This window comes from Curtobacterium sp. VKM Ac-2884 (assembly GCF_015350945.1).
Taxonomy (GTDB): Bacteria; Actinomycetota; Actinomycetes; order Actinomycetales; family Microbacteriaceae; genus Curtobacterium.
The window spans coordinates 62,315-85,690 of record NZ_JADKSA010000006.1; the positions used below are offsets into that span (position 1 = coordinate 62,315).

Here is a 23,376-nt window from a genome sequence, read left to right on the forward strand (position 1 = left end):
GTTCGGCTAACTACTTTCCTGCGATCACCGGCAAGACGACGAAAAACGGACAACCACGTGTCAGGACAGGACATCCCGCAGGTCGTACGCCGACGGCACCTCGAGCTGGTCGAAACCGCACGACTCCGCGTCGCGGTCCGGACGCCACCGTTCGAACTGCACGGTGTGCCGGAACCGGTCGCCCTCCATCTGGTCGTAGCGGACCTCGAGCACGACCTCCGGCGCCAGCCGGACGAACGACGTGTCGCGACCCGACGAGAACCGCGAGCGTTCCCCGTCACCGGTGACGGGCCTCCCGTCCGCATCGCGGAGCACGACGGGCTCGAGCTCGTCGACCAGCGCGAGCCGGCGCTTGTCGGAGAAGGCGGACACGCCGCCGACCTGGCGGAGCTCACCGTCGTCGCCGTACAGGCCGACGAGCAGCGACCCGACGCCCGAGCCGCTCTTGTGGACGCGGTACCCGATCGCGACGACGTCGGCCGTCCGGTGGTGCTTGATCTTGAGCATCGTCCGCTTGCCCGGCTCGTACGGCTTGGCCCGGCGCTTGGCGACGACACCGTCGAGTCCGGCGCCCTCGAAGGTGGTGAGCCACTCGCGGGCCTGGTCGACGTCGAGCGTGGTGCGCGTGACGAACAGTGGTTCGGACATGTCGGTGGCGAGATGCTCCAGCCGCTCGCGGCGCTCGTCGAACGGCAGGTCGACCAGCTCGTCGCCGTCCGCTGCGAGCAGGTCGAACGCGACGAACTGCGCGGGCGTCTCGGCGCTGAGCTTCGCGATCCGCGAGGCCGCCGGGTGGATGCGCTGGGACAGTGCCTCCCAGTCGAGGCGTTCGGCTCCGGGCTCGCCCGAGCGCAGGATCACCTCGCCGTCGAGCACCACCGGGTGGTCGCGGCCGCCGAACTGCGCGCGGAAGGCCTCGACGAGTTCGGGGAAGTAGCGCGTGAGCGGCTTCGCCCCGCGGCTGCCGATCTCGACGTCGTCGCCGTCGATCGTCACGATGCCGCGGAAGCCGTCCCACTTCGGTTCGTACTGCAGGCCGCCGGTCACGCTGTCGGGTTCCGGGACCTCGGCGACGGCCTTGGCCAGCATCGGTGCGATCTCCATGCGTCGTGTCTACTCGGGCTGCGGTGGGCGGCGCTGCGCGCTTCGTGAGCAGGAATGGTCGGGTCCGACGCGACGACCCGACGTCTTCTGCTCACCGAGTGCGGCCGGGAGGCCCGGATCACCCGGGGCAGGTCGGCTCTCGTCAGTACTGTGGTGCGGGTGACGACCGTGCCCCCGTCGGCAGCGCCGACTCCGGAACCGATCAGCCCCGTGCAGGCCGCCGCGCTCCGCGACGGCGTCCTGCCGCCCGTCGAACAGGTCCGGCCGGGCATCTGGACCTTCGCGGTGCCGTTCCGGTTCGGGGTGCCCGACGCGACCCTGGTCTACGTCGTCGAGGGGTCGGACGGATCGCTCGCGCTGATCGACCCGGGGTGGTCGGCCGACGGCGGGCTCGACGAGGTCCGCGCCGCACTGTCGGCGATCGGCCGGTCGCTCGACGACGTGTCCCTCGTCGCCGTGACGCACCTGCACGCCGACCACCTCGGTGCCGCCGCCGCGATCCGCCGAGCGACCGGTGCGCGGGTCGCGATGCACGGGCTCGAGGTCGACGCGCTGGAGCGTGAGCGTACCGACGCGGCGCAGAACGACGCCGACATCGCCACATGGGGCCTGCCGCAGCACCTGCACGACGGGGTCGTCGCGGCCTGGGGGAGCGGGCGACGGATCGGGCTCGGGCGGAGCGAGGCGCCGTACGCCGACCTGCTGCTCGCCGAGGGCGATGTCCTCCCGATCCCCGGGCGCACCATCCGGACCCTCTGGACGCCCGGGCACACCGCCGGGCACGTGTGCTTCGTGGACCAGGCGGACGGGCTGCTGTTCACCGGCGACCACGTGCTGCCGCGGATCAACTCCGGGATCGGCCTCGGCGGTCGGACCGCCACGAACCCGCTCGGCGACTACCTGGCGTCGCTCGGCCGACTCGACGTGCACGCCGGACTCGAGGTCTGCCCGGGCCACGAGTACCGGTTCGCCGACGTCGTCGCCCGCGCGCAGACGCTGGCCCGACACCGCGAGGAGCGGTCGCGGCACGTCGCCGAGGCGCTCGACCTGCTCGACGGGCCCACGCTGTTCGAGGTCGCCGCACGCGTGCCGTTCAGTGGCGGGATCGAATCGATGACCGGGTTCCTGCTCGCGAGTGCACTGACGCAGACGGCGTTCCACGCGGAGCTGCTCGGCCGGTCCGGCGAGGTCCGTCCCGCCTGACCTCAGCCGAGCGTGGTGGCGAGGCGCTCGATCGTCGTCATCGCGTCGGCGAGCTCGGCAGACGCGTGCTCGGCGAGCGGGGCGAGGTCGGGCAGCCGGTCGGCGAGCGTCGCGCTGACGGTGATCGGGTAGAGCTTCATGCCGAGGGCCGTGCCGAGGATGAGGTGCAGGACCGGCGAGCCGTGGTCCCAGTCCTCGGTCGGGGTGCCGGCGTCGTAGGTCGCGCCACGGCTGACCACGGTGACCACCGGACGGCCGGCCAGGGGCTGCACGTCGCCCGCCAGGACCCCGGGGACGTGGATGCGGTCGATCCAGGCCTTGAGCGTCGACGGCACCGTGTAGTTGTACAGCGGCGACCCCACGACCACGACGTCGGCGGCGAGGAGTTCGTCGATGACCTCCTGGCGCAGGGCCTCGGCCTCGGGAGCGACGGTCTCGTCCGCGGTGCGGTCCGCTGCCGCCCAGTGCAGCGCCGAGGTCTCGAGGTGGGGGAGCTGGTCGACGTGCAGGTCGCGGCGGACCACCGTGTACTCCGGACCGCGGGCGCGCCAGGCGTCGGCGAACGCGGCGGTCAGCGCGCGCGAACGGGAGTGGGACAGGTCGGCCGAGGAGTCGATGTGCAGCAGCGTGGGCATGGTGCCCACGCTACCGACGGTGGGACGGAAACGGCCCCGCCGCCCCGGTGCGGGGTCAGGCGGGGCCGGGCCGGGCCTCCCGTCCGTCACGCGGGCACGCGACGGACGGGAGACGACGGGGACCGTCAGCGCCGGTCGTACGTCAGCGCTGGTCGTCCGTCAGCGCTGGTCGTACGTCAGCGCTGGTCGTCCGTCAGCGCTGTGCGCGGCGACGGCGCAGGGTGCGGGCGCCGATGAGGCCGGCACCGGCGACGAGCAGGCCGAGGGCCCAGGGCAGGGCGCCGGTGGCGTCCGAACCCGTGTAGGCGAGCTGGCCACGGTTCGTCGGGGTGACCGGGGCCGCCGCGACCGGGGTCGTCGGGGTGACGACGGTGGCGGCGGTCGGCTGGACATCGACGGCGAACGAGGTGCTGAAGGACCCGAGCGTGACGGACAGGTTGTGGACCGACGCGTGCGGGAACGTGACGTTCACGAAACCGAAGTCGCCGAAGTCGGGGTCCGGCGTGATGACGTCACTGGCGACGTCCGACGTGACGGTCGGTGCGACCGCCGGAGCGTCCTCGTCGAGCCCGCCGATCGTGTTGCCCCAGCGGTCGACGAGACCGCCCTGGACGACGAGCGTCCCGCCCTGCTTGATGGTCGGGTGACCGCCGACGGCGAAGTCGTCCTCGGTGATGGTGAGCACGGTGCCGTCGGGCTCGACGATCCAGGTCGTCCGGTCTTCGGTCTCGTCGTCGGTGAACAGGCCCGCGCGGTCGGTCGTGAACACCAGGACCCCGACCGGCGCGCCGGCCTCGACGGTGAGCGAGACGTACTGCGTGACCGAGACGGTGCCGCTCGTCGCGGTGACGGCGAAGTCCCAGTCCCAGGCGTCGGTCGTGGTGCCGCTGAGCTCACCGGTCGACGCGTCGAAGGTCAGGCCCTCGGGGAGCTGGTCCGCGGGGGTGGTCTCCTCCTCGGGGTACTCCTCGGCGTACTCCGCATCGTCCTGCGAGAACCAGTCGAGCTTGTACGTCGGCTCGGGTGAACCCTGCGCGCGGAACGTGTGCGAGAACGCGTCGCCGGCGGCGGTGCTCAGTTCGAGCGGGTGGTCGGCGTCGGCGCCGGCCGTGGTCGGCTTGCCGTCGGTGCCGAGGAACGCGGGGTCCTGGGTGACGGGCGCGGTCGCCGCGGAGGCCACCGAGGTCGTCTCGGTCGCGTCGGGCAGGGTGCCGGTCACCGTGACGGTGATCGTCTTGCGCACGTCGGTGGGGTCGATGCGGTACGTCGCGGTCTTCGACAGGACGTTGCGGTCCTGGTCGGCCCAGACGTACTTGTACGTGGAGTCCTCGTCGAAGCCGGTGACGACGGCGCTCAGGAGCGTGCCGACCTTCGCTGCACCGTCGATGGTGACGGTCGCGTCGACGGCCTTCGTGGTGACGTCCGGGGTCGGCGTCGCGGTCGGTGCCGGGGTCTCGACGGCCGGAGCCGTGGTCTCGGGCGCGGAGGGCTCGACGGCCGGAGCGGTCGGGGCGGTGGTGCTCGTCCCGTCGCCCGCCGGAGCGCCGTCGTCGCCGGTGGTGTCACCGGTCGTGTCGCCGGCGGCAGGGGTGCCGTCGGTCGCACCGGTGTCGGCCGCGGGCGTGCCCGTGCCGTCCGTCGCGGAGTCGCTCGGCGTGGTGCCGTCAGCGGCGCCGGTCGTCGCCGGGGCGGAGACGGCCGGGGCCGGCTCGGCGGCGGTGGCGGCGGTGGCGGTCATGACGCCCAGACCGGTCGTGAGACCGATCAGCGCGACGGTGGTGCCGACGGCGCACGCGCGTCGGACGGTGGAGGTGCTACGGCGCACTTCTTCCCCCAGGGGTTCAGTCCGGTCGGGTGCCGGAACATAAGAATCCGCCGAGAATCCTCGGCTTGCTCGGATCGTATTGGTAAGCGCGCGCGGACACGACCGTCTTGATCGGAATGTGACCACGGTTGGGGGTTCCCGCACGACGGACGGGAGGCCCGGTACCAGCTGGCACCGGGCCTCCCGTCCGATCGTCGGTCGCGTCTCAGGCGCGACGGCGACGCAGGCGGTGGACCAGCAGGCCGCCGCCGGCGGCCAGCAGGCCGAGGGCCCAGGCCAACGGCGTGGTCTCGTCGGCGCCGGTGTAGGCGAGGGTGCTGCCGGTGCCGCTCGTCGTGGTCGCCACAGCGGCCGTGGCGACGGGTCGGACGGCGACGACGAACGTGGTCGAGGCGCCACCCTGGGTGATGGTGAGACGGTGGTCCGAAGCGTGCGGGAACGTCACCTTCGAGGCGTCGCCGCGGGGATCGGCTGCGACCTGGTCCGATGCGACCGAGCTCGTCACGGTCGCGCCGAACCCGGTGCTCACGGAAGCCGGTGCGGTCGGGTTGCCGAACCGGTCGACGGCGAGGCCGGACACCACCAGCGAGCCGCCCTGCTGGACGGGGATCGACGCGACGGTGCCGAGGGGCTCGCCACCGCCGGAGAACGCGCTGATGACGCCACCGGGGGCGACCGACCAGACGGTTGCGCCGGGCGTGCCGGTGTCGACGATCGCGAGGACCCCGACGGGTGCCGCCGGCAGGACGGTCAGGCGCACGTACTCCGTGGCGGTCGCGGTGCCGCGGAGCGCGACGACCTCGAAGTCGTACGTGCCCGCGGTGGTCACCGTGCTGGTGAGCACCCCGGTCTCGACGTTGACGGTCAGGTCGGACGAGGGCGCGTCCTGGATCGCGTACGCCAGCGAACCCGTGCCGCCCGTGGTGCGGAACGTGTGCGTGAACGTCGCGCCGGCGGTGGCGGTGAGGGCGAGCGGCTTCGCCTTCGTCGACGGCTCGGTGAAGACGACCGGCGACGGCGAGACGGTCAGGCGGACGTACTCGGTCACCTGTGTCGAGCCGCTGAGGGCCACGACCTCGAAGTCGAACGTGCCGGCGGTCGTCGGCGTGCCGCTCAGCACGCCGGTCTCGACGTTCACCGTGTAGTCCGCCGACGGAGCGTCCTGGATGGCGTACGCGACGGTGCCGTCGCCGCCCGTGGTGGTGAAGGTGTGGCTGAACGGCGTGCCGACCGTCGCGGTGAGTGCGAGCGGGGCGGCCTGGGTCGACGGCTCGGTGAACGCGAGGTCGCTGCCGTCACCCGGTGCTGCCGCCGGGGTGGCGCTGTCCGAGGCCTTCGCGGCGGGGCCGGCGCTTTGCGTCGGGCTGGCGCTGGGCGTCGGGGTGGCGCTGGGCGTCGGGGTGGCGCTGGGCGTCGGGGTGGCGCTGGGCGTCGGGGTGGCGCTGGGTGTCGGGCTGGCGCTGGGTGTCGGCGCCTCCGCCGTCGGGTCGGCGCTCGGCGTCGCAGTGGCCGTGGTGCTCGTCGGTTCCGTCGGCGTCGCCGCCGTCGCGGACGTGCCGACGCCGATGACCGAGCCGATGGCGGTCGCCGCCACGACGATGCCGATCGTCGCCGCGCGGCGGACGGGCGGCTTGGTGGACTGGTGCATGGTTCCCCCCCTTGGGAGTCCGGGTCGCGAGCGCCCGGTGATCGTGCGCTCGTCAGTGCTGACATTACGGTTCGCGGACCCGTTCCGAGCCCCGCCGGAGATCACGGTTTCATCTCGGTACTACCCGCTCTCATCTGGGGTTTCTCACAGGATCACGCGACGACGGACGGGAGGCGCGGGGCGGTCGTGCCCCGCGCCTCCGGTCCGTCAGGCGGTCGCCGTGACGTGCCTCAGCCGAGTCGGCGACGGAGGCGCCAGACGAGCAGGCCGGCGCCCGATGCCAGGAGGCCGAGGGCCCACGCGAGCGGGCCGGCCTCGTCGGCGCCGGTGTACGCGAGGGTGCCCGATGCGGTCGGCGTGTGGGTGGTCGTGACCGTGGTCGTCGCCGTCGGCTGCACCTCGAAGCGGATGGTGCTCGTCACGTCCCCGGACGCCACGGTGACCGTGTGCGGCGACGCGTGCTCGAAGGTCACCCACGTGGCCGCAGCCTCGGGGTCGTACTCGATGCGGTCGCTGGCCACGTCGCTCGTGAAGGTGAGGTCGGTGTGGTCACCGACCGGCTGCCCGTCGGCGTCCACGGCCAGGGCGCGGATCTGCACCCGGTCACCCTGTCGGGCCGGGATCGCGTCGACCCGCTGCGCGTCGCCGTCCGCCGGGTAGTAGGTGATCACGTCGCCCTCGACGCCCCACCGGTCCCCGGACGTCTCGTCCGCGGGGAGCACCCCGACGGCGATGCCGGCGACGGGAGCGGGGGCCTCGGAGACGCGGACCGTGAACGAGGTCGAGACGCCGCCCTCGGACACCGTCAGCGTGCGGGTACCCGGCTCCGAGAACGTCACCGTGTTCGCCGACCACTTCGGGTCCCAGACCACGCCGTCGGACGCGGTGGTGCTCGTGACGGTCGACCGCGGGTACTCGTCGCCCGGGGTGGTGCGGTTGCCCAGCGCGTCGACGGCCAGCCCCGCGAGGGTCATCGAGGAGCCGACGGTGGCGGGGACCTCCGACACCACGGTCTCACCGGTGCCACCCGGCGTGTACTCCCGGATCGTCCCGTCGGCGTCGACCTGCCAGCTCACGTCGGAGTCCGGGATGTCGACGCCGAACGTCACTCCGACAGGGTCGCCGGGGGAGACGGTCAGTTCGACGTACTCGGTGATCTGGGTCGAGCCGCTGAGCGCGACGACCTCGAAGTCGAACGTGCCGGCCTGCTTCGGGGTGCCGCTCAGGACGCCGGTCTCCACGTTGACGCTGTAGTCCTTCGACGGCGCGTCCTGGATGGCGTAGCCCACCGTCCCGTTGCCGCCGGTGGTCGCGAAGGTGTGCGAGAACGGCGTTCCCGCGGTGGCGGTGAGCGCGAGCGGGGCGTCCTGCGTGGACGGCTCGGTGAAGGCGAGGTCGCTGCCGTCGTCGGTGGCGGCGGGTGCGGGTGCGGAAGCGGCAGGCCGTGGGGTCTCCGACTCGTCGGCGGGAGCCGGCGTCGGATCGGGCGTCGTGCCTCCCGGCTGCCCGTCGGGTGCGTCGGTCGGGGCGGGGCCGTCGGTCGCGGCGGGCGCCGCGGGTGTCGCGGTGCTCGTCGTCGGTTCTGCGGCGGCGACGGCGGTCGTCGTGCCGCTCGTCGTCGGTTCCTCGGCGGCGACGGCGGTCGTCCCGCCGATGCCGAAGGCCGACGACGCGGCGACGATCGCGACCGCGGCGCCGATGACGGCAACGCGTCGGGTGGTGGACGTGCAGGGCTGGTTCACGAGATCCCCCTCGGATGCTGGACGGGCTGCCGATCGGCGCCCTCACTCAGGATTGTCGCGAGGCGACCGATCCTGACGCGGGACGAGGTCACGAGCTGGTCACGGTCGACGGACGCTCACGACGCGGAACGGGCCGCACCCGGAGTGGGGGCGGCCCGTTCGCGTCGGACGTCGGACGTCGGGTCAGGCGCGACGGCGGCGCAGGCGGTGGACCAGCAGGCCGCCGCCGGCGGCGAGGAGACCGATTGCCCACGCGAGGGGGCCGGTCTCGTCGGCGCCGGTGTAGGCGAGCGTGCCGGACGCCGGACGGGTCGTCGAGGTCCCGACGGCGTCGGCGTGCGCTCGGACATCGACGCGGAACGAGGTCGCGACCCCGCCGTCGGACACGGTCAGCGTGTGGATCGACGCGTGCGGGAAGTCGACCTGGCTGGACTCTGCCTCCGCGACCCAGGTGATCCGGTCGGTGGCCACATCGCTCGTCACGACGGGGTGCGGGCTGCCCGGGGTCGTCGTGCGGTTGCCGTCGGCGTCGACGGCGACGGCCTTCACGAACAACGGGATGCCCTGGTCCGCCGGCACGCTGTCGACCGACTTCGTCTGCACCGACCCCGCAGCGTCGATCGTGTACTCGGTGACCGTTCCGTCGGGTGCGACCTCCCACTCCGGGCCCTCAGCGCCGGAGTAGACCGAGGCCAGGACGCCGACCGGGGCGCCTGGCTCGACCGTCAGGGTGACGTGCGCCGTCGCGGTCTCGGACCCACTGCGTGCGATCACCTCGAAGTCGTACGCCGTCGCGAGGCGCGGCGTGCCGGCGAGGACCCCGGTGCTGGGATCGATCGTGAACTCGGAGCGGAAGAAGTCGCCGTCCCCGATGACCGCACCGCCGTCGGCGCCGGCGAGCGAGTACTCGACCGGGCCGGTCGCGCCCTGCACCGTGAACCGGTGGCTCAACGTGGTGCCGGACGTCGCCGTCAGGTCGAGCGGCGCGTCGGAGGAGGACTTCTCGGTGAACGCGAGCGGGGTGTCGGCGACGTCGACCGGGATCGACAGCGAGAGCCCCTCGGCCCGCACCGTCAGCTCGTGGCGCCCGACGTCGGAGAAGGTGGCCTTCCAGCGGTTCGTGACGTCGTCGAAGGAGAGGACGTCACCCGGAGCACTGCTGGTCAGCTCGGTGGCGGACGACATCTCGGGGCCGTCCTGGGGATTGCCGTAGCGGTCGAGCAGTGCGGATGCGAGCCACAGGGACTGGCCGGGCTTCGCGGGGATGGCGGACACGGCCTCACCGAGGTCCCCGTGGCTCCACGGTCGGACCGCGTCTTCGGTGACCTCCCACGCCGGGGCGAAGCCATCGGCCGTCGAGGTCACGGACGTGGCCAGGGTGACCGCCGCGGCGGGCTCGACGGTGATCCGGATCCACTGCGTGTCGGTGTGTCGTTGGTCGGTCGCGAGGACGCTGAACTCGTAGACCCCCGGCGTCGTCGGGGTGCCGCGGAGGAGCCCGGAGTCGTCCCAGCGGAACTCCTTCTCGTACTGGTCCCAGTCGCCGATGGGGGCGAAGCCGTACTCGAGCGCCCGGTCGCCGCCCTGCGCCACGAACTGCTGCGAGAACGCTTCGCCGGCGGTCGTCGTGAACTCGATCGGCTTCTCGCGGCTCGACGGCGTCGGCCACGTGACGGCATCGTCAGCGGGAGCGTCCGCTGCCGGGGCCGCTGCCGGGGCCGGGGCCGGCGTCGGACTGGGGGACGCGGTCGGAGTGGTGTCGGCAGGGGCGTCGGTCGCCGTTGCCTCGGGGATCGGAGTCGGGGTCGCGGTCGCGGTCTCGGGCGTCGGTGCCGTTGTTGCCGGCGTCGCCTGGTCGGTGTCGGTGCCGGTGCCGGTGCCGGTGCCGGTGGTGACGGACGTCGACGCGTCGGCGGTGTCGGCGACGGCGGTGGTCGCGCCGACGCCCATCATCGAGACGGCGACGAGTGCGACGGTGGCGCCGACGGCTGCGGTGCGTCGGACTGCGGGTGGTGCGGACTGCTTCACGGGGATCCCCCTCGGATACCAGGACTGGACGCCGGATCAGCGTCCTCCACTCAGGGAATGTCCCGACGGGAGCAGACCTGACGATCATTCGGTCACGGATTGGTCACGACCTGCACCGAGACCGGCGCGACCGCCGAGGCGGACCCGCACCGGGCCTCCAGGCCGCCCGTCCCGCGGCTGTCCACGGAGGACGCGCTCGTTCAGTCTCCGACCACCGCGGCCGCGCGCTCGAGGGCCGCGCGCAATGCGCGGACCGCGGGCGAGGACGCACCGGCCGTTCGCACGACGGTGAAGATGGTCCGCCGGGGCTGCTCGGGCAGCTCGAGCAGACGGCAGGTGGTCGTCCGACCCGTCCACATGAGGTCGGGCATCAGGCTGACGGCGTTCCCGGACTCCACGAGCCGGATCTGCGTCTGCAGGTCGGCGGTCTCGTAGCGGACGTCGGGCTCGAAGCCCCAGCGTCGGCAGACCTGCTCGGCGAAGTGCCGCGACGCGGTCCCGCGGGGCTCCATCACCCAGGGCAGCGCGCCTGCGTCCTCGATCGACGACACCGGTACGAGCGCGGTGTCCACCGGGGGCAGTGCGAGCCGGACCGCGTCGGTGGTCAGATCCGACCGGTCGAGCCCGGGAAGGTGCGGAGCCGCGTGCGCGGGGTACTGCTCCGCGATGACCACGTCGAAGTCCCGGGCCCACGTCTCGTGCAGGGCCGTCTCCGGTTCCCGCTGCACCATCTCGATGCGGACGTCCGGGTGCTCGGTCGCCATGGCGTGCAGGGCGTTCGGCATGAGGGCGAGGGCCGCGGACTGGAACACCGCGACACGGATCCGCCCCTGCACGGTCGGCATGGTCTCCTCGACCTGCGACTGCGCCAGCTCGAGGACGTCCAGCACGTGCCCGGCCGCCTGCACCAGGACCTCGGCCTGCGGGGTGAGCTGCAGGCGCCGGCCGGCCTTCCTGAGCAAGGGCACGCCGGCCTCGCGCTCCAGGGTGCTGAGCTGCTGCGAGACGGCCGACGGGGTGAAGTTCACGGCCTCGGCGACCGCGGCGATCGTGCCCCGGATGGAGAGCTCACGGAGCAGGACGAGACGGCGGACATCGAGCACGTGCTCACGGTAGCGGAACTTACGGGTACCCATCACGAACCGTTGCTTCCGCTGATGAGTCGGGCGCTCCACACTGAACCCATGACGACCCTGCACGAGCACCCCGCCACCGACCACGACGCCTTGGCGGACCAGTCCGTCGCACTCGTCCGACAGTGGCTGGCCGAGGCCGAGTCGTTCCCGGTCGACGGCTCCGCCAAGCAGCTCGCCGGGGTGCTCGCCGACCCCGCCGGTCTGGACTTCGCGGTCGGCTTCGTGGACGGCGTCGTCCGCCCGGAAGACCTGGCCGTCGCCGCCCGCAAGCTCCGGCAGATCGCACCTGCAGCCCCCGGGTTCCTGCCCGCAGCGATGCGCGGACTCGTGCGCCTCGGTGGCGGCATGGCCCCGGCCCTGCCGACCGTCGTCGTGCCCATCGCCCGCCGGGTGCTCCGGGGCATGGTCGGCCACCTCATCGTCGACGCGACCGACTCGAAGCTCGGGCCCGCCATCGCCAAGATCAAGCGGGACGGCGTCCGGCTCAACGTGAACCTGCTCGGCGAGGCCGTGCTGGGCGAGCGCGAGGCCGCACGCCGGCTCGAGGGCACGCACGAGCTCCTGGCGCGCGACGACGTCGACTACGTGTCGATCAAGGTCTCGTCGACCGTGCACCCGCACTCGCCGTGGGCGTTCGACCACGCCGTCGACGACATCGTCGAGCAGCTCCGCCCGCTGTTCGAGCGCGCCGCGGCCTCGACCCCGGCGAAGTTCATCAACCTCGACATGGAGGAGTACAAGGACCTCGACCTGACGATCGCGGTCTTCACCAAGCTCCTCGACGAGCCGGCGTTCCTCGGGCTCGAAGCCGGCATCGTCCTGCAGGCGTACCTGCCCGACGCGCTCGCCGCGATGGAGCAGCTGCAGGAGTGGTCCGCTGCCCGCCGCGCCCGCGGTGGTGCCGGCATCAAGGTCCGCCTGGTCAAGGGCGCGAACCTGCCGATGGAGCAGGTCGAGGCCTCGGTGCACGGCTGGCCGCTCGCCACCTGGCACACCAAGCAGGACTCCGACACCAACTACAAGCGGGTGCTCGACTGGGCGCTCACCCCGTCGCGCGTCGAGAACGTCCGCGTCGGTGTCGCCGGGCACAACCTGTTCGACGTCGCGCACGCCTGGCTGCTCGCCGGCGAACGAGGCGTTCGGGACGGCATCGAGTTCGAGATGCTGCTCGGCATGGCGCAGGGCCAGGCGTCGGCAGTGAAGAACACGGTCGGTTCCCTCCTGCTCTACACGCCGGTCGTGCACCCGGGGGAGTTCGACGTCGCGATCGCGTACCTGATCCGTCGCCTCGAAGAGGGCGCCTCGCAGGACAACTTCATGTCAGCGGTCTTCTCGCTCGTGTCGTCGCCGCCGCTCTTCGCCCGCGAGGAAGAGCGCTTCCGCGCCTCGCTCGTGCCGCTCGCCACACCCGAGGGCCTCGCCGCTCCCGCGTCCCACCGCGTCGCCGACCGCTACGCGGCCGTCGGACGCCCAGGGCCCGGCCGGTTCGAGAACACGCCGGACAGCGACCCGTCGGTCGCGTCGGTGCGCCAGTGGGGTTCGGCCATCACGGACCGGATCGCGTCGTCGACGCTCGGCGTCCGCGCCGTCCAGGAGGCCCGGGTCGACTCCGCCGCGTCGCTCGACTCGGCGCTCGCTCGCGTCCAGGCCGCCGGTGCGGTCTGGGGGACCTGGTCCGGTGCCGCTCGTGGCGCCGTGCTGCACGCCGTCGGCGACGCGCTCGAGGCGAACCGCGCAGCACTCATCGAGGTCATGGCCGCGGAGACGGGCAAGACCATCGACCAGGCCGACCCCGAGGTGTCCGAGGCGATCGACTTCGCGCACTTCTACGGCTCGCTCGCGTCCCAGCTCGACGACCTCGACGGTGCGACGTTCACACCGGCCACGCTCACCCTCGTCGCGCCGCCGTGGAACTTCCCGGTCGCGATCCCCGCCGGCTCGACCCTGGCCGCACTCGCTGCCGGGTCCGCCGTCGTCCTCAAGCCTGCGCCGCCCGCCGAGCGCTCCGGGGCCGTCCTCGCGTCCATCATCGAGACCGCGCTCGACGCCCACGGGGCCCCGGCCGACGTGCTCGCGTTCCTGCAGGTGTCCGAGAACGAGCTCGGCCAGCAGCTCATCGCCTCGCCGATGGTCGACCAGGTGATCCTCACCGGTGCCTACGAGACCGCCGAGCTGTTCCGCTCGTTCCGCCCGGACCTGCCGCTGCTCGCCGAGACCTCGGGCAAGAACGCCGTGATCGTCACCCCGTCGTCGGACCTCGACCTCGCGGTGAAGGACGTCGTCGCCTCGGCCTTCGGGCACGCCGGCCAGAAGTGCTCGGCCGCGTCGCTCGTGGTCATGGTCGGCTCGGTCGCGAAGTCGAAGCGCTTCCGCAACCAGCTCCTCGACGCCGTGTCCTCGCTCACCGTCGGCTCCCCGACCGACCCCACCACCCAGATGGGCCCGATCATCGAACCGGCCTCCGGCAAGCTGCTCGCCGGCCTGACGACGCTCGGCGCGGGGGAGTCCTGGGCCGTCGAGCCGAAGCGGCTCGACGAGACCGGCAAGCTCTGGACCCCCGGCGTCCGCCAGGGCGTCCGCCGCGGCTCGGAGTTCCACCGCACCGAGTACTTCGGCCCGATCCTCGGCATGATGACCGCCGACACCCTCGACGAAGCGATCGACATCGTCAACGAGGTCGACTACGGCCTGACCTCGGGCCTGCACTCGCTCGACCCGGCCGAGATCGGCACCTGGCTCGGGCGGATCCAGGCGGGCAACCTCTACGTCAACCGCGGCATCACGGGCGCCATCGTCCGTCGGCAGCCGTTCGGTGGCTGGAAGAAGTCGGCCGTCGGCGCGGGCACGAAGGCCGGCGGGCTGAACTACCTGCTCGGGCTGGGGTCGTGGGCGCCTGCTCTGTCGACTGCTGCGTCCGTTCCTTCCGCTCCGGTCAGCGCCTTCGTCCGTGCGGCCGGGGTGATCTCGGAGGTGCTCGACCGGTCGCTGGCGTCCGACGAGCAGGCCTGGTCGACGCTGTTCGGCACCGCGACCGACGTCTCGGCTCTCAGCGCCGAGCGGAACATCGCGCGGTACCTGCCGTTCCCGTCTGTTCACGTGCGGCTCGCTGCGGTTGCCGACGCTGACGCTGACGCCTCGGTGGTCGAGCTCGTGCGCGTCGTCGCGGCTGCGCTCCGGGCCGGCACCACGATCGAGGTGTCGACGGCAGCCGGGCTGCCCTCGTCCGTCGCCTCCGCGATCCGATCGTTGCAAAACGTGCGCTCCGTGTCGCAGTCGGTCTCCGACGAAGCCTTCGCGTCGTCGATCGCGGCGGGCCCGTCGACCCGGGTCCGGCTCATCGGCGGCGACACCTCGGCGCTGTCCTCGGCGATCGGCGGGCGTCCTGACGTCGCGGTGTACGGCGGCCCGGTGACGGAGGCCGGTCGGCTCGAAATCCTGCCGTTCGTCCGCGAGCAGGCGGTCTCGATCACGGCGCACCGCTTCGGCACGCCGAACCACCTGACCGACGACCTCATCTGACCGGACCGCGGCGCTGGCGTTCGGGTCCAGCGCCGCTGTCCGGTCGCCGCACGCTGTCGGGCTGCACCGAGGCGGCAGGGGTTGCCTCGGGTGCGCGTCGCAACCACGGCGCGCACCCGACGGCCCTGCGTCGGGTCGAACCCGGAGGAGCTCCACCATGACCGAACCGTTCGCACGCCCGACAGCCCTCGCCCACGTCCGCGTCACCGTGACCGACATCCACCGCAGCAAGGCGTTCTACCAGCAGCTGTTCGGCACCGACCCGGCGATCGACTTCAGCGACCAGGTCGACGAGCCCGGGGTGCGCGAGGATCGTGAGCGCTTCTACGGCGGCTCCGTGTTCCGGCTCGGCGACCAGGTCTTCGGTCTCCGCCCGGTCGCTCCGGCGGGGCAGACGTTCGACCCGGACACGGTGGGACTCGACCACGTGAGCTTCGTCGTGGGGTCGGTCGACGAGCTGCACCAGGCGGCCGCACGTCTCGATGCCGCGGGGGTCGAGCACGGCGAGGTGACCGACCTCGGCGACGCCGGCATGGTGATCCTGTCCGTGCAGGACCCCGACGACATCAACCTCGAGCTCGCTGCCCTCAAGTCCTGAGCGGTCCTCGGCCCGCGGGCTAGCATGAAGCGACGAGAGGGGACGTCATGCGCATCATGCAAGCCGTGGGCCGGGGGATCGGCTTCGTGGTGTCGACCGTGGCGAAGGTGCTCGGGACCCTGAACGGCGCGAAGCCCGCGGGCGACGATCTCGCTGCGCGGCTGAACCAGCCCCGTCGCGACGACTACCGCCCCTGACCTGTTCTCGGTTGCGGGACGACGGCGGGCGACGGCGCGCGGGATCAGTCGGCGACGGCGGGCTCCTGGGCGACCATCGTGCCGTTCACGAGCGCGCGCAGCGACTCCGGCAGGGGGATCGGTCGGCGTGCACCCTCGCGGTCGATGATGACGTGCGCGAACTCGCCGGTGGCGAGCAGGGCGCCGTCGGACTGCCGGAACAGGCCGAACTCCCACGACAGGCTCGTGTTGCCGAGGTGCTTGGACCGCATCCCGACCTCGATGACGTCCGGCCACACGGCGGACTCGACGAAGCGGCAGCTCGACGACACCAGCACTGCGATCCACTCCGACGTGAACGGGTCCAGGCCCGCTTCCTCGCGGAACCAGTACGTCGACGCGTTGTCCATCGCCGAGTAGTAGATCGTGTTGTTGACGTGCCCGAACATGTCGTTGTCGTTCCAGCGCGTGGGGTAGAGGCGGCGGAACGGGTACTCGTCGATGGTCATCGGTCTCCGATCGGAGGTGCGGGTGTGGCGTGATCGGCGGCGGGGCGCAGCACGTACTCGAACGCGGCGCGTGCCCGGTCGGGGTCGGGGGCCTCACCGGAGATGAACTCAGCGTAGGTGAACGACTCTGAGATCCGGACGAGCAGCCGGGCGAGCTCCTCGGCGGACAGCGGGGCCGGATCGAACTCGCCGGACGACTGCTCCTCGACCACGAGCGCGGTGACCCGCTCGACGAACCGGCTCTGGACGTCGCTGTCCGAGGTGGTCAGCAGGCGCATCGCCCGCGCGGGTTCGCGGGTCAGGAACGCGCGGAAGTAGGTGGCGTCGATGAGGTCGGCGGTGAACCGGTCGAGCACGTCGACGATGCGCGCCGCTCCGGAGGACCCGATCGTGTCGGCATCGCGGGACGCCCGGTCGAGCGTCGGGACTGCGAGGGACCACAGGATCTCGGAGAGCAACCGGTCACGGTTGCCCACCCACCGGAACAGTGACGTGCGGTCCACGCCGAGTGCGGCAGCCAACGCGCCCATGTCGATCCGTGCGCCGTCGATGAAGGTGTGGCGAGCCTCCCGGAAGGCGCGCAGCGCAGAATCCGATGTGTACACGCGACCCTCCCTTGCAACGTTTTCGAGAATGATGCATCGTAGGTGCTATGTCAACGCTGACGCCCACGACGGGCCTCCTCGAATCGGACTTCTACGGCTTCCAACAGCAGCTGACCGAGCCGGAGCGCGCGTCGATCGGGCGACTGCGCGAGTACCTCGAGCGCGAGGTCGCGCCCATCGCCGACGGGTACTGGGCACGTGCCGAGTTCCCGATGCAGGTGATCGCCCCGCTCGCCGAGCTCGGGATGTACGGGCCGGGGATCCCGCTCGTGCGCCAGTTCGAGAACTCGGCCGTGTACCGCGGGTGGGCGGCGCTCGAGCTCGGACGCGTCGACGCCAGCGTCGCGACGTTCATCGGCGTGCAGTCGGGTCTGGCGATGAACTCGATTGCCGTCGCCGGCAGTGAGGAACAGCAGCGCGAGTGGCTGCCGCGCATGGCGGCCGGCGAGCTCATCGGGGCGTTCGGCCTGACCGAACCGCTGTCCGGCAGCGACTCCGCCCGTGGCCTGCGCACCACTGCCCGCCGCGACGGCGACACGTGGGTGCTCGACGGTGAGAAGCGCTGGATCGGCAACGCCACCTTCGCCGACGTCGTGGTCATCTGGGCGAAGGACGTCGCCGACGAGCAGGTGAAGGGCTTCCTGGTCACCACGGACACCCCCGGCTTCACCGCCACCAAGATCGAGGACAAGATCGCGCTGCGCGGGGTGCAGAACGCCGACATCGTCATGCAGGGGGTGCGGGTGCCGGAATCGCGTCGGCTCCAGCGCGCCGACTCGTTCCGGTCGACGGCCGAGGTGCTCCGCCTGACCCGCACCGAGGTGGCCTGGCAGGCCGTCGGCATCGCGGTCGGTGCCTACGAAGCAGCGCTCGCGTACGCCCGCGAGCGGATCCAGTTCGGCAAGCCGATCGCGTCGCACCAGCTCGTGCAGGACCTGCTCGTGAAGTCGCTGTCGAACATCACGGCCTCGATCGCGCTCTGCACGCAGGCCTCGGCCATGCAGGACGCCGGTGTCGGTGGCGACGAGCACTCCGCACTGGCCAAGGCGTTCGCGACCGCGAAGATGCGCGAGACCGTCGGCTGGTGCCGCGAGGTGCAGGGCGGCAACGGCATCGTGCTCGACAAGGGTGTCGCCCGGTTCTTCGCGGACGCCGAGGCGATCTACTCGTACGAGGGCACGCGTGAGGTGAACACGCTGATCGTCGGTCGTGCGATCACCGGGCAGGCCGCGTTCGTGTAGCGGGCCGGGTCGGGCCGGGCCGGGTCGGGTCGGTCGGGTCGGTCGGGTGGATCCGACCCGGAACGACGTTCTCGATGTCGTGCGACGTCGATCGTGTCGTTCCGGGTCGACCGCCACGCCCGCGCTACCCGAGCACCTCCGGCCGCTTCCATTCCTGGCCCAGCACGTGCTGCCCGAGGAACGCGAACACCGTCTCGTACCAGACCACAGCGTGCTGTGGCGAGAGCACCCAGTGGTTCTCGTCCGGGAAGTACAGGAACCGGTGCGGCATCGTGCCGTCGTCGGCCGCATGGTGCTCGGCGAGTTCGGACCACAGTCGCAGCCCCTCGCCGATCGGCACCCGGTAGTCCTTGTCGCCGTGGACCACGAGCATCGGTGTCGTGATGTCGGCCACGAACCGGTGCGGGTCGTTGGCCTCGACGCCGGCGGCGTCGAAGATCGACGACCAGTACTGCGACGCGTCCGTCGTGCCGTTGAACTGGTCGAGCGCCCACAGGCTCGCGTGCGTGACGATCGCGCGGAACCGGTCGGTGTGCCCGGCGACCCAGTTCGCCATGTAACCGCCGAACGAGCCGCCCATCGCCGCCGTGCGGGTCTCGTCGATGTCCGCTCGGGCCTCGACCACGTCCGTGATCGCCAGCAGGTCGGTGTACGGCGCCTGACCCCACGCGTTCCACCCACGGTTCACGAAGTCGAGTCCGTAGCCGGTCGACAGCGCCGGGTCTGGTAGCAGCACCGCGTACCCGCGCGCCGCCAGGAGCATCGGGTTCCACCGCCACGACCACTGGTTCCACGAGTTGAGCGGCCCGCCGTGGATCCAGAGCAGCAGCGGGTGCGGCCCGTCACCCTCCGGCACGACCAGCCAGCCGCGCACGCGCGCGCCGTCGGCCGCGGTCGTCTCGACCTCTTCCAGATGCGCGGGGACCTCGGGCAGGGGCGCGGGCGTCGCGAGCGGGGTCACCACCCCGTCCGTCGCGATCCGCACGGGGTGCAGTGGTGCCGCCCAGGAGGCCCGGAGCGCCACGACCGCGCCGCTCGCCTCCGCCACGCGCAGGCTCGAGTACGCCCAGTCGTCGTGGGTCAGCTGTTCGACGGCTGCGCCGTCGAGCGGGATGCGGAACACGGGTGCCCGGCCGTCCTGGTCGGCCACGGCGAGCAGTGCGCGGTCGCCGTGCTCGAACACGAGCTCGCTCGGCCAGCGGTCCCACTCGGTGGCGATGCGGCGCGGGTCCGACCCGTCGATGCCGGCGGTCCAGACCTCTTGCTGGTGCGCACCGGCGGGGGTGGAGCGCACCGTCCGGACCCAGGCGATCGTGCGGCCGTCGTGGCTCAGGGTGGGCATCTCGTGGTCGACGTCGGCGTCGTCGAACAGCACCGTGCGGTGGCCGCTGGTGCAGTCGATCGTGACGAGCGTCGAGCGGTCCCCACGGGCCTCCCGGACTCCCACGGCTGCCAACAGGACGGAACCGTCGGGCGTGAGTGCCCCGGCGACGTGGTCCAGCGACCGGCCCGGAGCCGGCGTCCGGTCCGTGAGGTGGGGGAGCCCAGCCGAGTGCCCGGCGTGGTCTTCGGCCAGGGCTTCGGCCAGGTCGAGCGTGAGGACGTGCGTCTGGTCGGGGCCGAGGTCGTGGTCCCAGTACCGGACCGGGTACGTCTCGTGCAGGATCGCGCGGACCTTCTTGTCCGTGCGGGCCTTGCGGAGCTCGGCGTCGGCGTCGAGCACGCTGGTCGGGTCGGAACCGGCGCTGGGCAGCAGGTCGGCGGTGAGCGCGACGGTGTCCGCGGCCGCAGCGGTCGCGAGGACGCCGCCGACCCCGCCGGTGAGCCGCGTGAGGGGGCGGGCCTCACCACCGGCCGCAGGCAGGACCCAGAGCTGAGCGGCCTCGACGTCGGTGGCGTCGGCGTCGGGGCGGGCGGAGACGAATAGCAGGTCGCCGGTGCGGGTGAAGGCGATGCCGCCCTCGCCCTTGGCGGAACGGGTGAGGCGGACCGCGATACCGGTTGCAGCGCTGCTGGCCGCGGCGCTGCCGGCCGCGGCGCTGGGCACCTGCCAGATCGAGCGGCGGTACCCGGTGCGGTCCGGGTCGAGCGCACTGACCGTCAGGGCGACGCGCTCACCGTCGGGGCTGATCGCGATCCCGTCGACCCGGGGGAGCGCGATGTACTGGTCGAGGTCGGAGAACGGCGTCGTCATGCGACCACGCTCACCAGGTCGTCGGCCCAGAAGGCGGCGATCTGCTCGGCGACCGCCGTGCCCTGGGCGCGGCCGGCTTCGGCCGAGGGGGCCTGGGTGGCCAGCGAGAGGGAGTTCGTGCCGAAGGCTTCCTGCGCGGCACTGTCCGCCACGACGACCTCGACCGAGCTGCCGCCGGCGCGGAGCGACTCGACCGCGACGTCGAGCCACGGGCCGACCGGGGACGGACCCTCAGGACCGCAGGCGATGACGAGGACACGCTCGTGCCCGGCCGCGGCATCGGCGTTCGTGCCGGAGCGGACCCCGCCGTCGACGTACGGTCGGCCCTCGATGCCGACGGGCGACCACACGAAGGGCACGGAGCAGCTCGCGGCGACCGCGCGGGGGAGCGGGACACCGTCGGCCGCGGTCAGCAGTCGGAACGTGCCGTCGGTGGCGTCGACCGCGGTGATCGCGAGCGGCTTCGCCGGCCAGTCGGTGGACGGCAGGGTCTCGGTGAAGGTCGCCACGCGCTCGTCGTCGGACTGTCCGTCGGTGACCTGCTGGGCGGCGAGGCCGAGGCGGGCGCGGGCGTCCTGCTCGCCGGTCGCCCCCTCGAGCGCGGCACCGATGCGCTGCTGGACGGCGTCGGTGTCGATGGCCGGCGGCTCGACGTAGGTCGTCGGTGCGGGGGTGTGCTGCTGGTCGTACGCCTGCTGCACCGCGCAGTTCCGGACGAAGACGCCGACGACGCTGCCGGCGCTCGTGCCGACGACCAGGTCTGCGGCGTCGAGGTCGACGCCGGCGTCCTGCAGGGCGGTGAGGACACCGACCTCCCAGGCGATGCCGGCGACACCTCCGCCGCCCAGGACGAGGGCTCTGGATCCGGGAACGGGCGTGCTGGCATCGGTCATGGGTCTTGCTTACCAGCTGCGCGCGACGGGCTGTTGGAGGCCGACACATCCTGTGGAGAACCGACCTGTGGACAACTCCGTGTGCGTCGGTGGCGTGACCTAGCGTCGTGGTCATGGGGCAACAGCGTTCAGGACGGGTCGGCACGGTCGGGTGGCCGATCGTGGTGGCGGCCGCGCCCACTGCGGCGTTCCAGCTGCCGAACCTGTTCGTCACCCCGGCGGTCCGACTGTCGCTCGTCGTGTTCGGGCTCGTCGTGCTGGCCGGTGCCGTGGCGGTGCAGGTGGTCCGGATCCGACGCAGCGACGCTGCGCGGGCGGTGGCCGAGGAGAACGCGACCGGGGCCGAACTCGAACAGTCGACGGCGGTCCGGTACGCGTTCGGCCAGATCGCCACCCGGCTCGTCCGGTTCACCGAACTGCCCCGTTCCGAGCGCCACGGTGAACTCTCCGTCGTCGCGGACCGGGTCGCCGTGGCCCTGGCGTTCTACCTGCTGCCGAAGGTGCCCGACGTCCGCGCCAACGTGTACCAGCTGTCCACCGATCTGCGTGCGCTCGAGCCGATCGGTCACGGGGGTGCCGGCGACACCGCCGGGGTCTTCCGCGCGGGCACGCCCTACGGCGACCGCAACCTCGAGTGGGTGCTGGTCGGGGGATCACCCCGGATCGTCGGCGACCGCTCGGCCGACGTCGACGTGGACCAGGACCTGCCGGGTTTCGAACCGCGCTACTCGTCGTACGTCTCGGTGGTGATCCGGTCCGACCAGTACTCGTTCGGCATGCTCACCGTCGACTCCCCGGTCCCCGACGCCTTCACCGAACTCGACGCCAAGAACATCGCGATGATGGCGTCGTTCATGGCCGTGGCGTTCTCGTTGACCTACTCGTTCCCCGAGCGCGACCGCAATCCAAGGAAAGGCCCGTGATGCTCACACGCTCTGTCGGACGCTCGACGTACGATGCCCTCATGACGACCGTGAACCCTGCTCCGCCGTCGTTCGGGCGTGCCCGGATCTCATCGCCCAACTGGAACGACACCACCACCGACGCCGACTACGAAGACCTCGACGTCATCGCCGCCAACATCGAGCGCGAGCGCGAAGCAGCCCGGTCCCGGGTCGCCGCAGCCATCGCCGCGCGCCTGGGTCGCTGACCCTTCCCGCATCGTCCACGACGAACGGCTCCCACGTGTGTGGGAGCCGTTCGTCGTCTGGGCGTCGAGGCTACTGCGCCTCTGGCACGTCGATCAGCACCTTGCCGACGGTGTCGTGTTCGACGGCGTCGTGGGCGGCATCGGTGTGGGCGAGGTCGAAGCGGGTGAGCGGCAGACCCGCGTCCGCGCCGACCGCCAGCACGCCGTCGTGCAGCGCCTCGGTGACGTCCTCGGCAGCGGCGGCCAGGGCCTCGTCGCCGATCGTGTAGAGCAGCAGGAACTGGTAGCGCGCATTCACGCTCATGTTCGGGCGGATCGGCAACGTGGCCTCGTCGCCACCGTTGTTCGCGTAGATCGACACGACGCCGTGGTTCGCCAGGACGTCGGCGACCAGCTCGGCGTTCTGGGGGATCGACACCTCGACGACGATGTCGACGCCGTCCGGCGCGATCTCGCGGATGCGAGCGGCGGCGTCGTCCTGCCGGTAGTTCACGACGTGGTGGGCACCCGCCGCGGTGGCGAGAGCGGCCTTGTCGTCCGAGCTGATCGTCGTGATCACGGTGGCGCCGGCCCAACGGGCGAGCTGGATCGCCGCGTGCCCCACCGCTCCGGCGCCACCGGCGACGAGCACCGTGACGCCGTCGAGCGCACCGGGGCCGAGGCGCGCGGGGCCGTCCTCGTGCGTCGTGAGGGCGCGGTGCGCGGTCATCGCCGGGACACCGAGCGAGGCGCCGATGTCGAAGCTCGTCTCGTCGGGCAGGCGGACCGCTCGGGTCTCCGGCACGACGGTGTACTCCTGTGCGGTGCCGGTCGGGCGCGAGGCGGCGGCCATGAAGAGCCACACGCGGTCACCGACGGCGAGGTCCTCGACTCCCGGGCCGACCGCGTCGACGACACCGGCGCCGTCCTGGTTCGGGGTGACCTCGGGGAAGGGCAGGCCGTCGCCGTAGGTGCCGCCCGCCCGGGCCTTCCAGTCCGTGGGGTTCACGCCGGAGACGACGACGCGGACGCGGACCTCGCCGGCGCCGGGTTCGGGGACGTTCCGCTCGACGAGTTCGAGGACGCTGCTGTCACCGGGCTTCGTGTAGACGATCGATCGCATGTCCCCAGGCAACCACTCGCCGCCGTCGAGGATTCCGAGTGTGGGCGTGGCGGCACTTCGTGAGCAGA

At 72.2% G+C, this 23,376-nt stretch carries 19 protein-coding genes; 7 read left to right on the forward strand and 12 right to left on the reverse strand.

Going from position 1 to position 23,376, the window contains the following annotated elements; genetic code table 11:
* Positions 1 to 60 precede the first annotated feature (60 nt).
* Positions 61 to 1,104, reverse strand: coding sequence for an ATP-dependent DNA ligase (locus ITJ60_RS16005; RefSeq protein ID WP_194648659.1), 1,044 nt, complete (start codon positions 1,102 to 1,104; stop codon positions 61 to 63).
* A 159-nt stretch (positions 1,105 to 1,263) separates the two neighbouring features.
* Here ITJ60_RS16005 and ITJ60_RS16010 point away from each other — a divergent pair, with 159 nt between their 5' ends.
* A complete protein-coding gene (locus ITJ60_RS16010) occupies positions 1,264 to 2,307 on the forward strand; it encodes an MBL fold metallo-hydrolase (RefSeq protein ID WP_194648660.1) in 1,044 nt (347 codons plus the stop codon).
* A gap of 2 nt (positions 2,308 to 2,309) precedes the next feature.
* On the opposite strand, the gene ITJ60_RS16015 is transcribed toward ITJ60_RS16010, so the two are convergent.
* The 6 genes from ITJ60_RS16015 to ITJ60_RS16040 all read right to left on the reverse strand — a co-directional run bounded on the left by ITJ60_RS16015 (position 2,310) and on the right by ITJ60_RS16040 (position 11,288).
* Entirely contained in the window at positions 2,310 to 2,942 is a 633-nt protein-coding gene (locus ITJ60_RS16015) for an FMN-dependent NADH-azoreductase (RefSeq protein WP_194648661.1), read from the reverse strand.
* A gap of 193 nt (positions 2,943 to 3,135) precedes the next feature.
* Positions 3,136 to 4,767 carry a putative Ig domain-containing protein gene (locus ITJ60_RS16020; protein ID WP_194648662.1) on the reverse strand — a complete coding sequence of 544 codons (1,632 nt, stop codon included), beginning with the start codon at positions 4,765 to 4,767 and terminating at the stop codon, positions 3,136 to 3,138.
* A gap of 205 nt (positions 4,768 to 4,972) precedes the next feature.
* Positions 4,973 to 6,415, reverse strand: coding sequence for a hypothetical protein (locus tag ITJ60_RS16025; RefSeq protein WP_194648663.1), 1,443 nt, complete (start codon positions 6,413 to 6,415; stop codon positions 4,973 to 4,975).
* Positions 6,416 to 6,645: 230 nt separating this feature from the next.
* On the reverse strand, positions 6,646 to 8,157 hold the full coding sequence (locus tag ITJ60_RS16030) for a hypothetical protein (RefSeq protein ID WP_194648664.1): 1,512 nt from the start codon (positions 8,155 to 8,157) through the stop codon (positions 6,646 to 6,648).
* A gap of 183 nt (positions 8,158 to 8,340) precedes the next feature.
* Positions 8,341 to 10,185, reverse strand: coding sequence for a cadherin repeat domain-containing protein (locus tag ITJ60_RS16035; protein WP_194648665.1), 1,845 nt, complete (start codon positions 10,183 to 10,185; stop codon positions 8,341 to 8,343).
* Between the two features lie 200 nt (positions 10,186 to 10,385).
* Entirely contained in the window at positions 10,386 to 11,288 is a 903-nt protein-coding gene (locus tag ITJ60_RS16040; RefSeq protein WP_194648780.1) for a LysR substrate-binding domain-containing protein, read from the reverse strand.
* Positions 11,289 to 11,369: 81 nt separating this feature from the next.
* Between ITJ60_RS16040 and ITJ60_RS16045 the strand changes: the two genes are divergently transcribed.
* The 3 genes from ITJ60_RS16045 (at position 11,370) to ITJ60_RS16055 (ending at position 15,635) form a co-directional block, all read left to right on the forward strand.
* On the forward strand, positions 11,370 to 14,840 hold the full coding sequence (locus ITJ60_RS16045; RefSeq protein WP_194648666.1) for a proline dehydrogenase family protein: 3,471 nt from the start codon (positions 11,370 to 11,372) through the stop codon (positions 14,838 to 14,840).
* Positions 14,841 to 14,997: 157 nt separating this feature from the next.
* Positions 14,998 to 15,438 (forward strand): VOC family protein, encoded by a 441-nt coding sequence (locus ITJ60_RS16050; RefSeq protein ID WP_194648667.1) that lies wholly within the window; start codon positions 14,998 to 15,000, stop codon positions 15,436 to 15,438.
* A 47-nt stretch (positions 15,439 to 15,485) separates the two neighbouring features.
* Positions 15,486 to 15,635 (forward strand): hypothetical protein, encoded by a 150-nt coding sequence (locus ITJ60_RS16055; RefSeq protein WP_194648668.1) that lies wholly within the window; start codon positions 15,486 to 15,488, stop codon positions 15,633 to 15,635.
* Between the two features lie 44 nt (positions 15,636 to 15,679).
* On the opposite strand, the gene ITJ60_RS16060 is transcribed toward ITJ60_RS16055, so the two are convergent.
* Both ITJ60_RS16060 and ITJ60_RS16065 read right to left on the reverse strand, forming a co-directional pair.
* Complete coding sequence (locus tag ITJ60_RS16060) at positions 15,680 to 16,123, reverse strand: acyl-CoA thioesterase (protein WP_194648669.1); 444 nt, start codon at positions 16,121 to 16,123, stop codon at positions 15,680 to 15,682.
* A complete protein-coding gene (locus tag ITJ60_RS16065; RefSeq protein ID WP_194648670.1) occupies positions 16,120 to 16,728 on the reverse strand; it encodes a QsdR family transcriptional regulator in 609 nt (202 codons plus the stop codon). Before ITJ60_RS16065 ends, ITJ60_RS16060 begins: the two co-directional genes overlap by 4 nt.
* A 47-nt stretch (positions 16,729 to 16,775) precedes the next feature.
* Here ITJ60_RS16065 and ITJ60_RS16070 point away from each other — a divergent pair, with 47 nt between their 5' ends.
* A complete protein-coding gene (locus tag ITJ60_RS16070) occupies positions 16,776 to 17,969 on the forward strand; it encodes an acyl-CoA dehydrogenase family protein (RefSeq protein WP_123672576.1) in 1,194 nt (397 codons plus the stop codon).
* Positions 17,970 to 18,093: 124 nt separating this feature from the next.
* On the opposite strand, the gene ITJ60_RS16075 is transcribed toward ITJ60_RS16070, so the two are convergent.
* Entirely contained in the window at positions 18,094 to 20,163 is a 2,070-nt protein-coding gene (locus ITJ60_RS16075) for an alpha/beta fold hydrolase (protein ID WP_194648671.1), read from the reverse strand.
* Positions 20,160 to 21,056, reverse strand: coding sequence for a patatin-like phospholipase family protein (locus tag ITJ60_RS16080; RefSeq protein WP_194648672.1), 897 nt, complete (start codon positions 21,054 to 21,056; stop codon positions 20,160 to 20,162). The genes ITJ60_RS16075 and ITJ60_RS16080 overlap by 4 nt, the downstream gene beginning before the upstream one ends.
* A gap of 113 nt (positions 21,057 to 21,169) precedes the next feature.
* Between ITJ60_RS16080 and ITJ60_RS16085 the strand changes: the two genes are divergently transcribed.
* Together ITJ60_RS16085 and ITJ60_RS16090 are read left to right on the forward strand one after the other, a co-directional pair.
* The gene (locus ITJ60_RS16085) at positions 21,170 to 21,979 is read left to right on the forward strand and encodes a hypothetical protein (RefSeq protein ID WP_194648673.1); all 810 of its coding nucleotides are present in this window, start codon (positions 21,170 to 21,172) and stop codon (positions 21,977 to 21,979) included.
* A gap of 41 nt (positions 21,980 to 22,020) precedes the next feature.
* Positions 22,021 to 22,206, forward strand: coding sequence for a hypothetical protein (locus ITJ60_RS16090; RefSeq protein WP_148053868.1), 186 nt, complete (start codon positions 22,021 to 22,023; stop codon positions 22,204 to 22,206).
* Positions 22,207 to 22,276: 70 nt separating this feature from the next.
* Here the strand turns inward: ITJ60_RS16090 and ITJ60_RS16095 are convergent, their stop codons facing one another.
* Positions 22,277 to 23,308 (reverse strand): NADPH:quinone reductase, encoded by a 1,032-nt coding sequence (locus tag ITJ60_RS16095; protein ID WP_194648674.1) that lies wholly within the window; start codon positions 23,306 to 23,308, stop codon positions 22,277 to 22,279.
* Between the last annotated feature and the right edge of the window lie 68 nt (positions 23,309 to 23,376).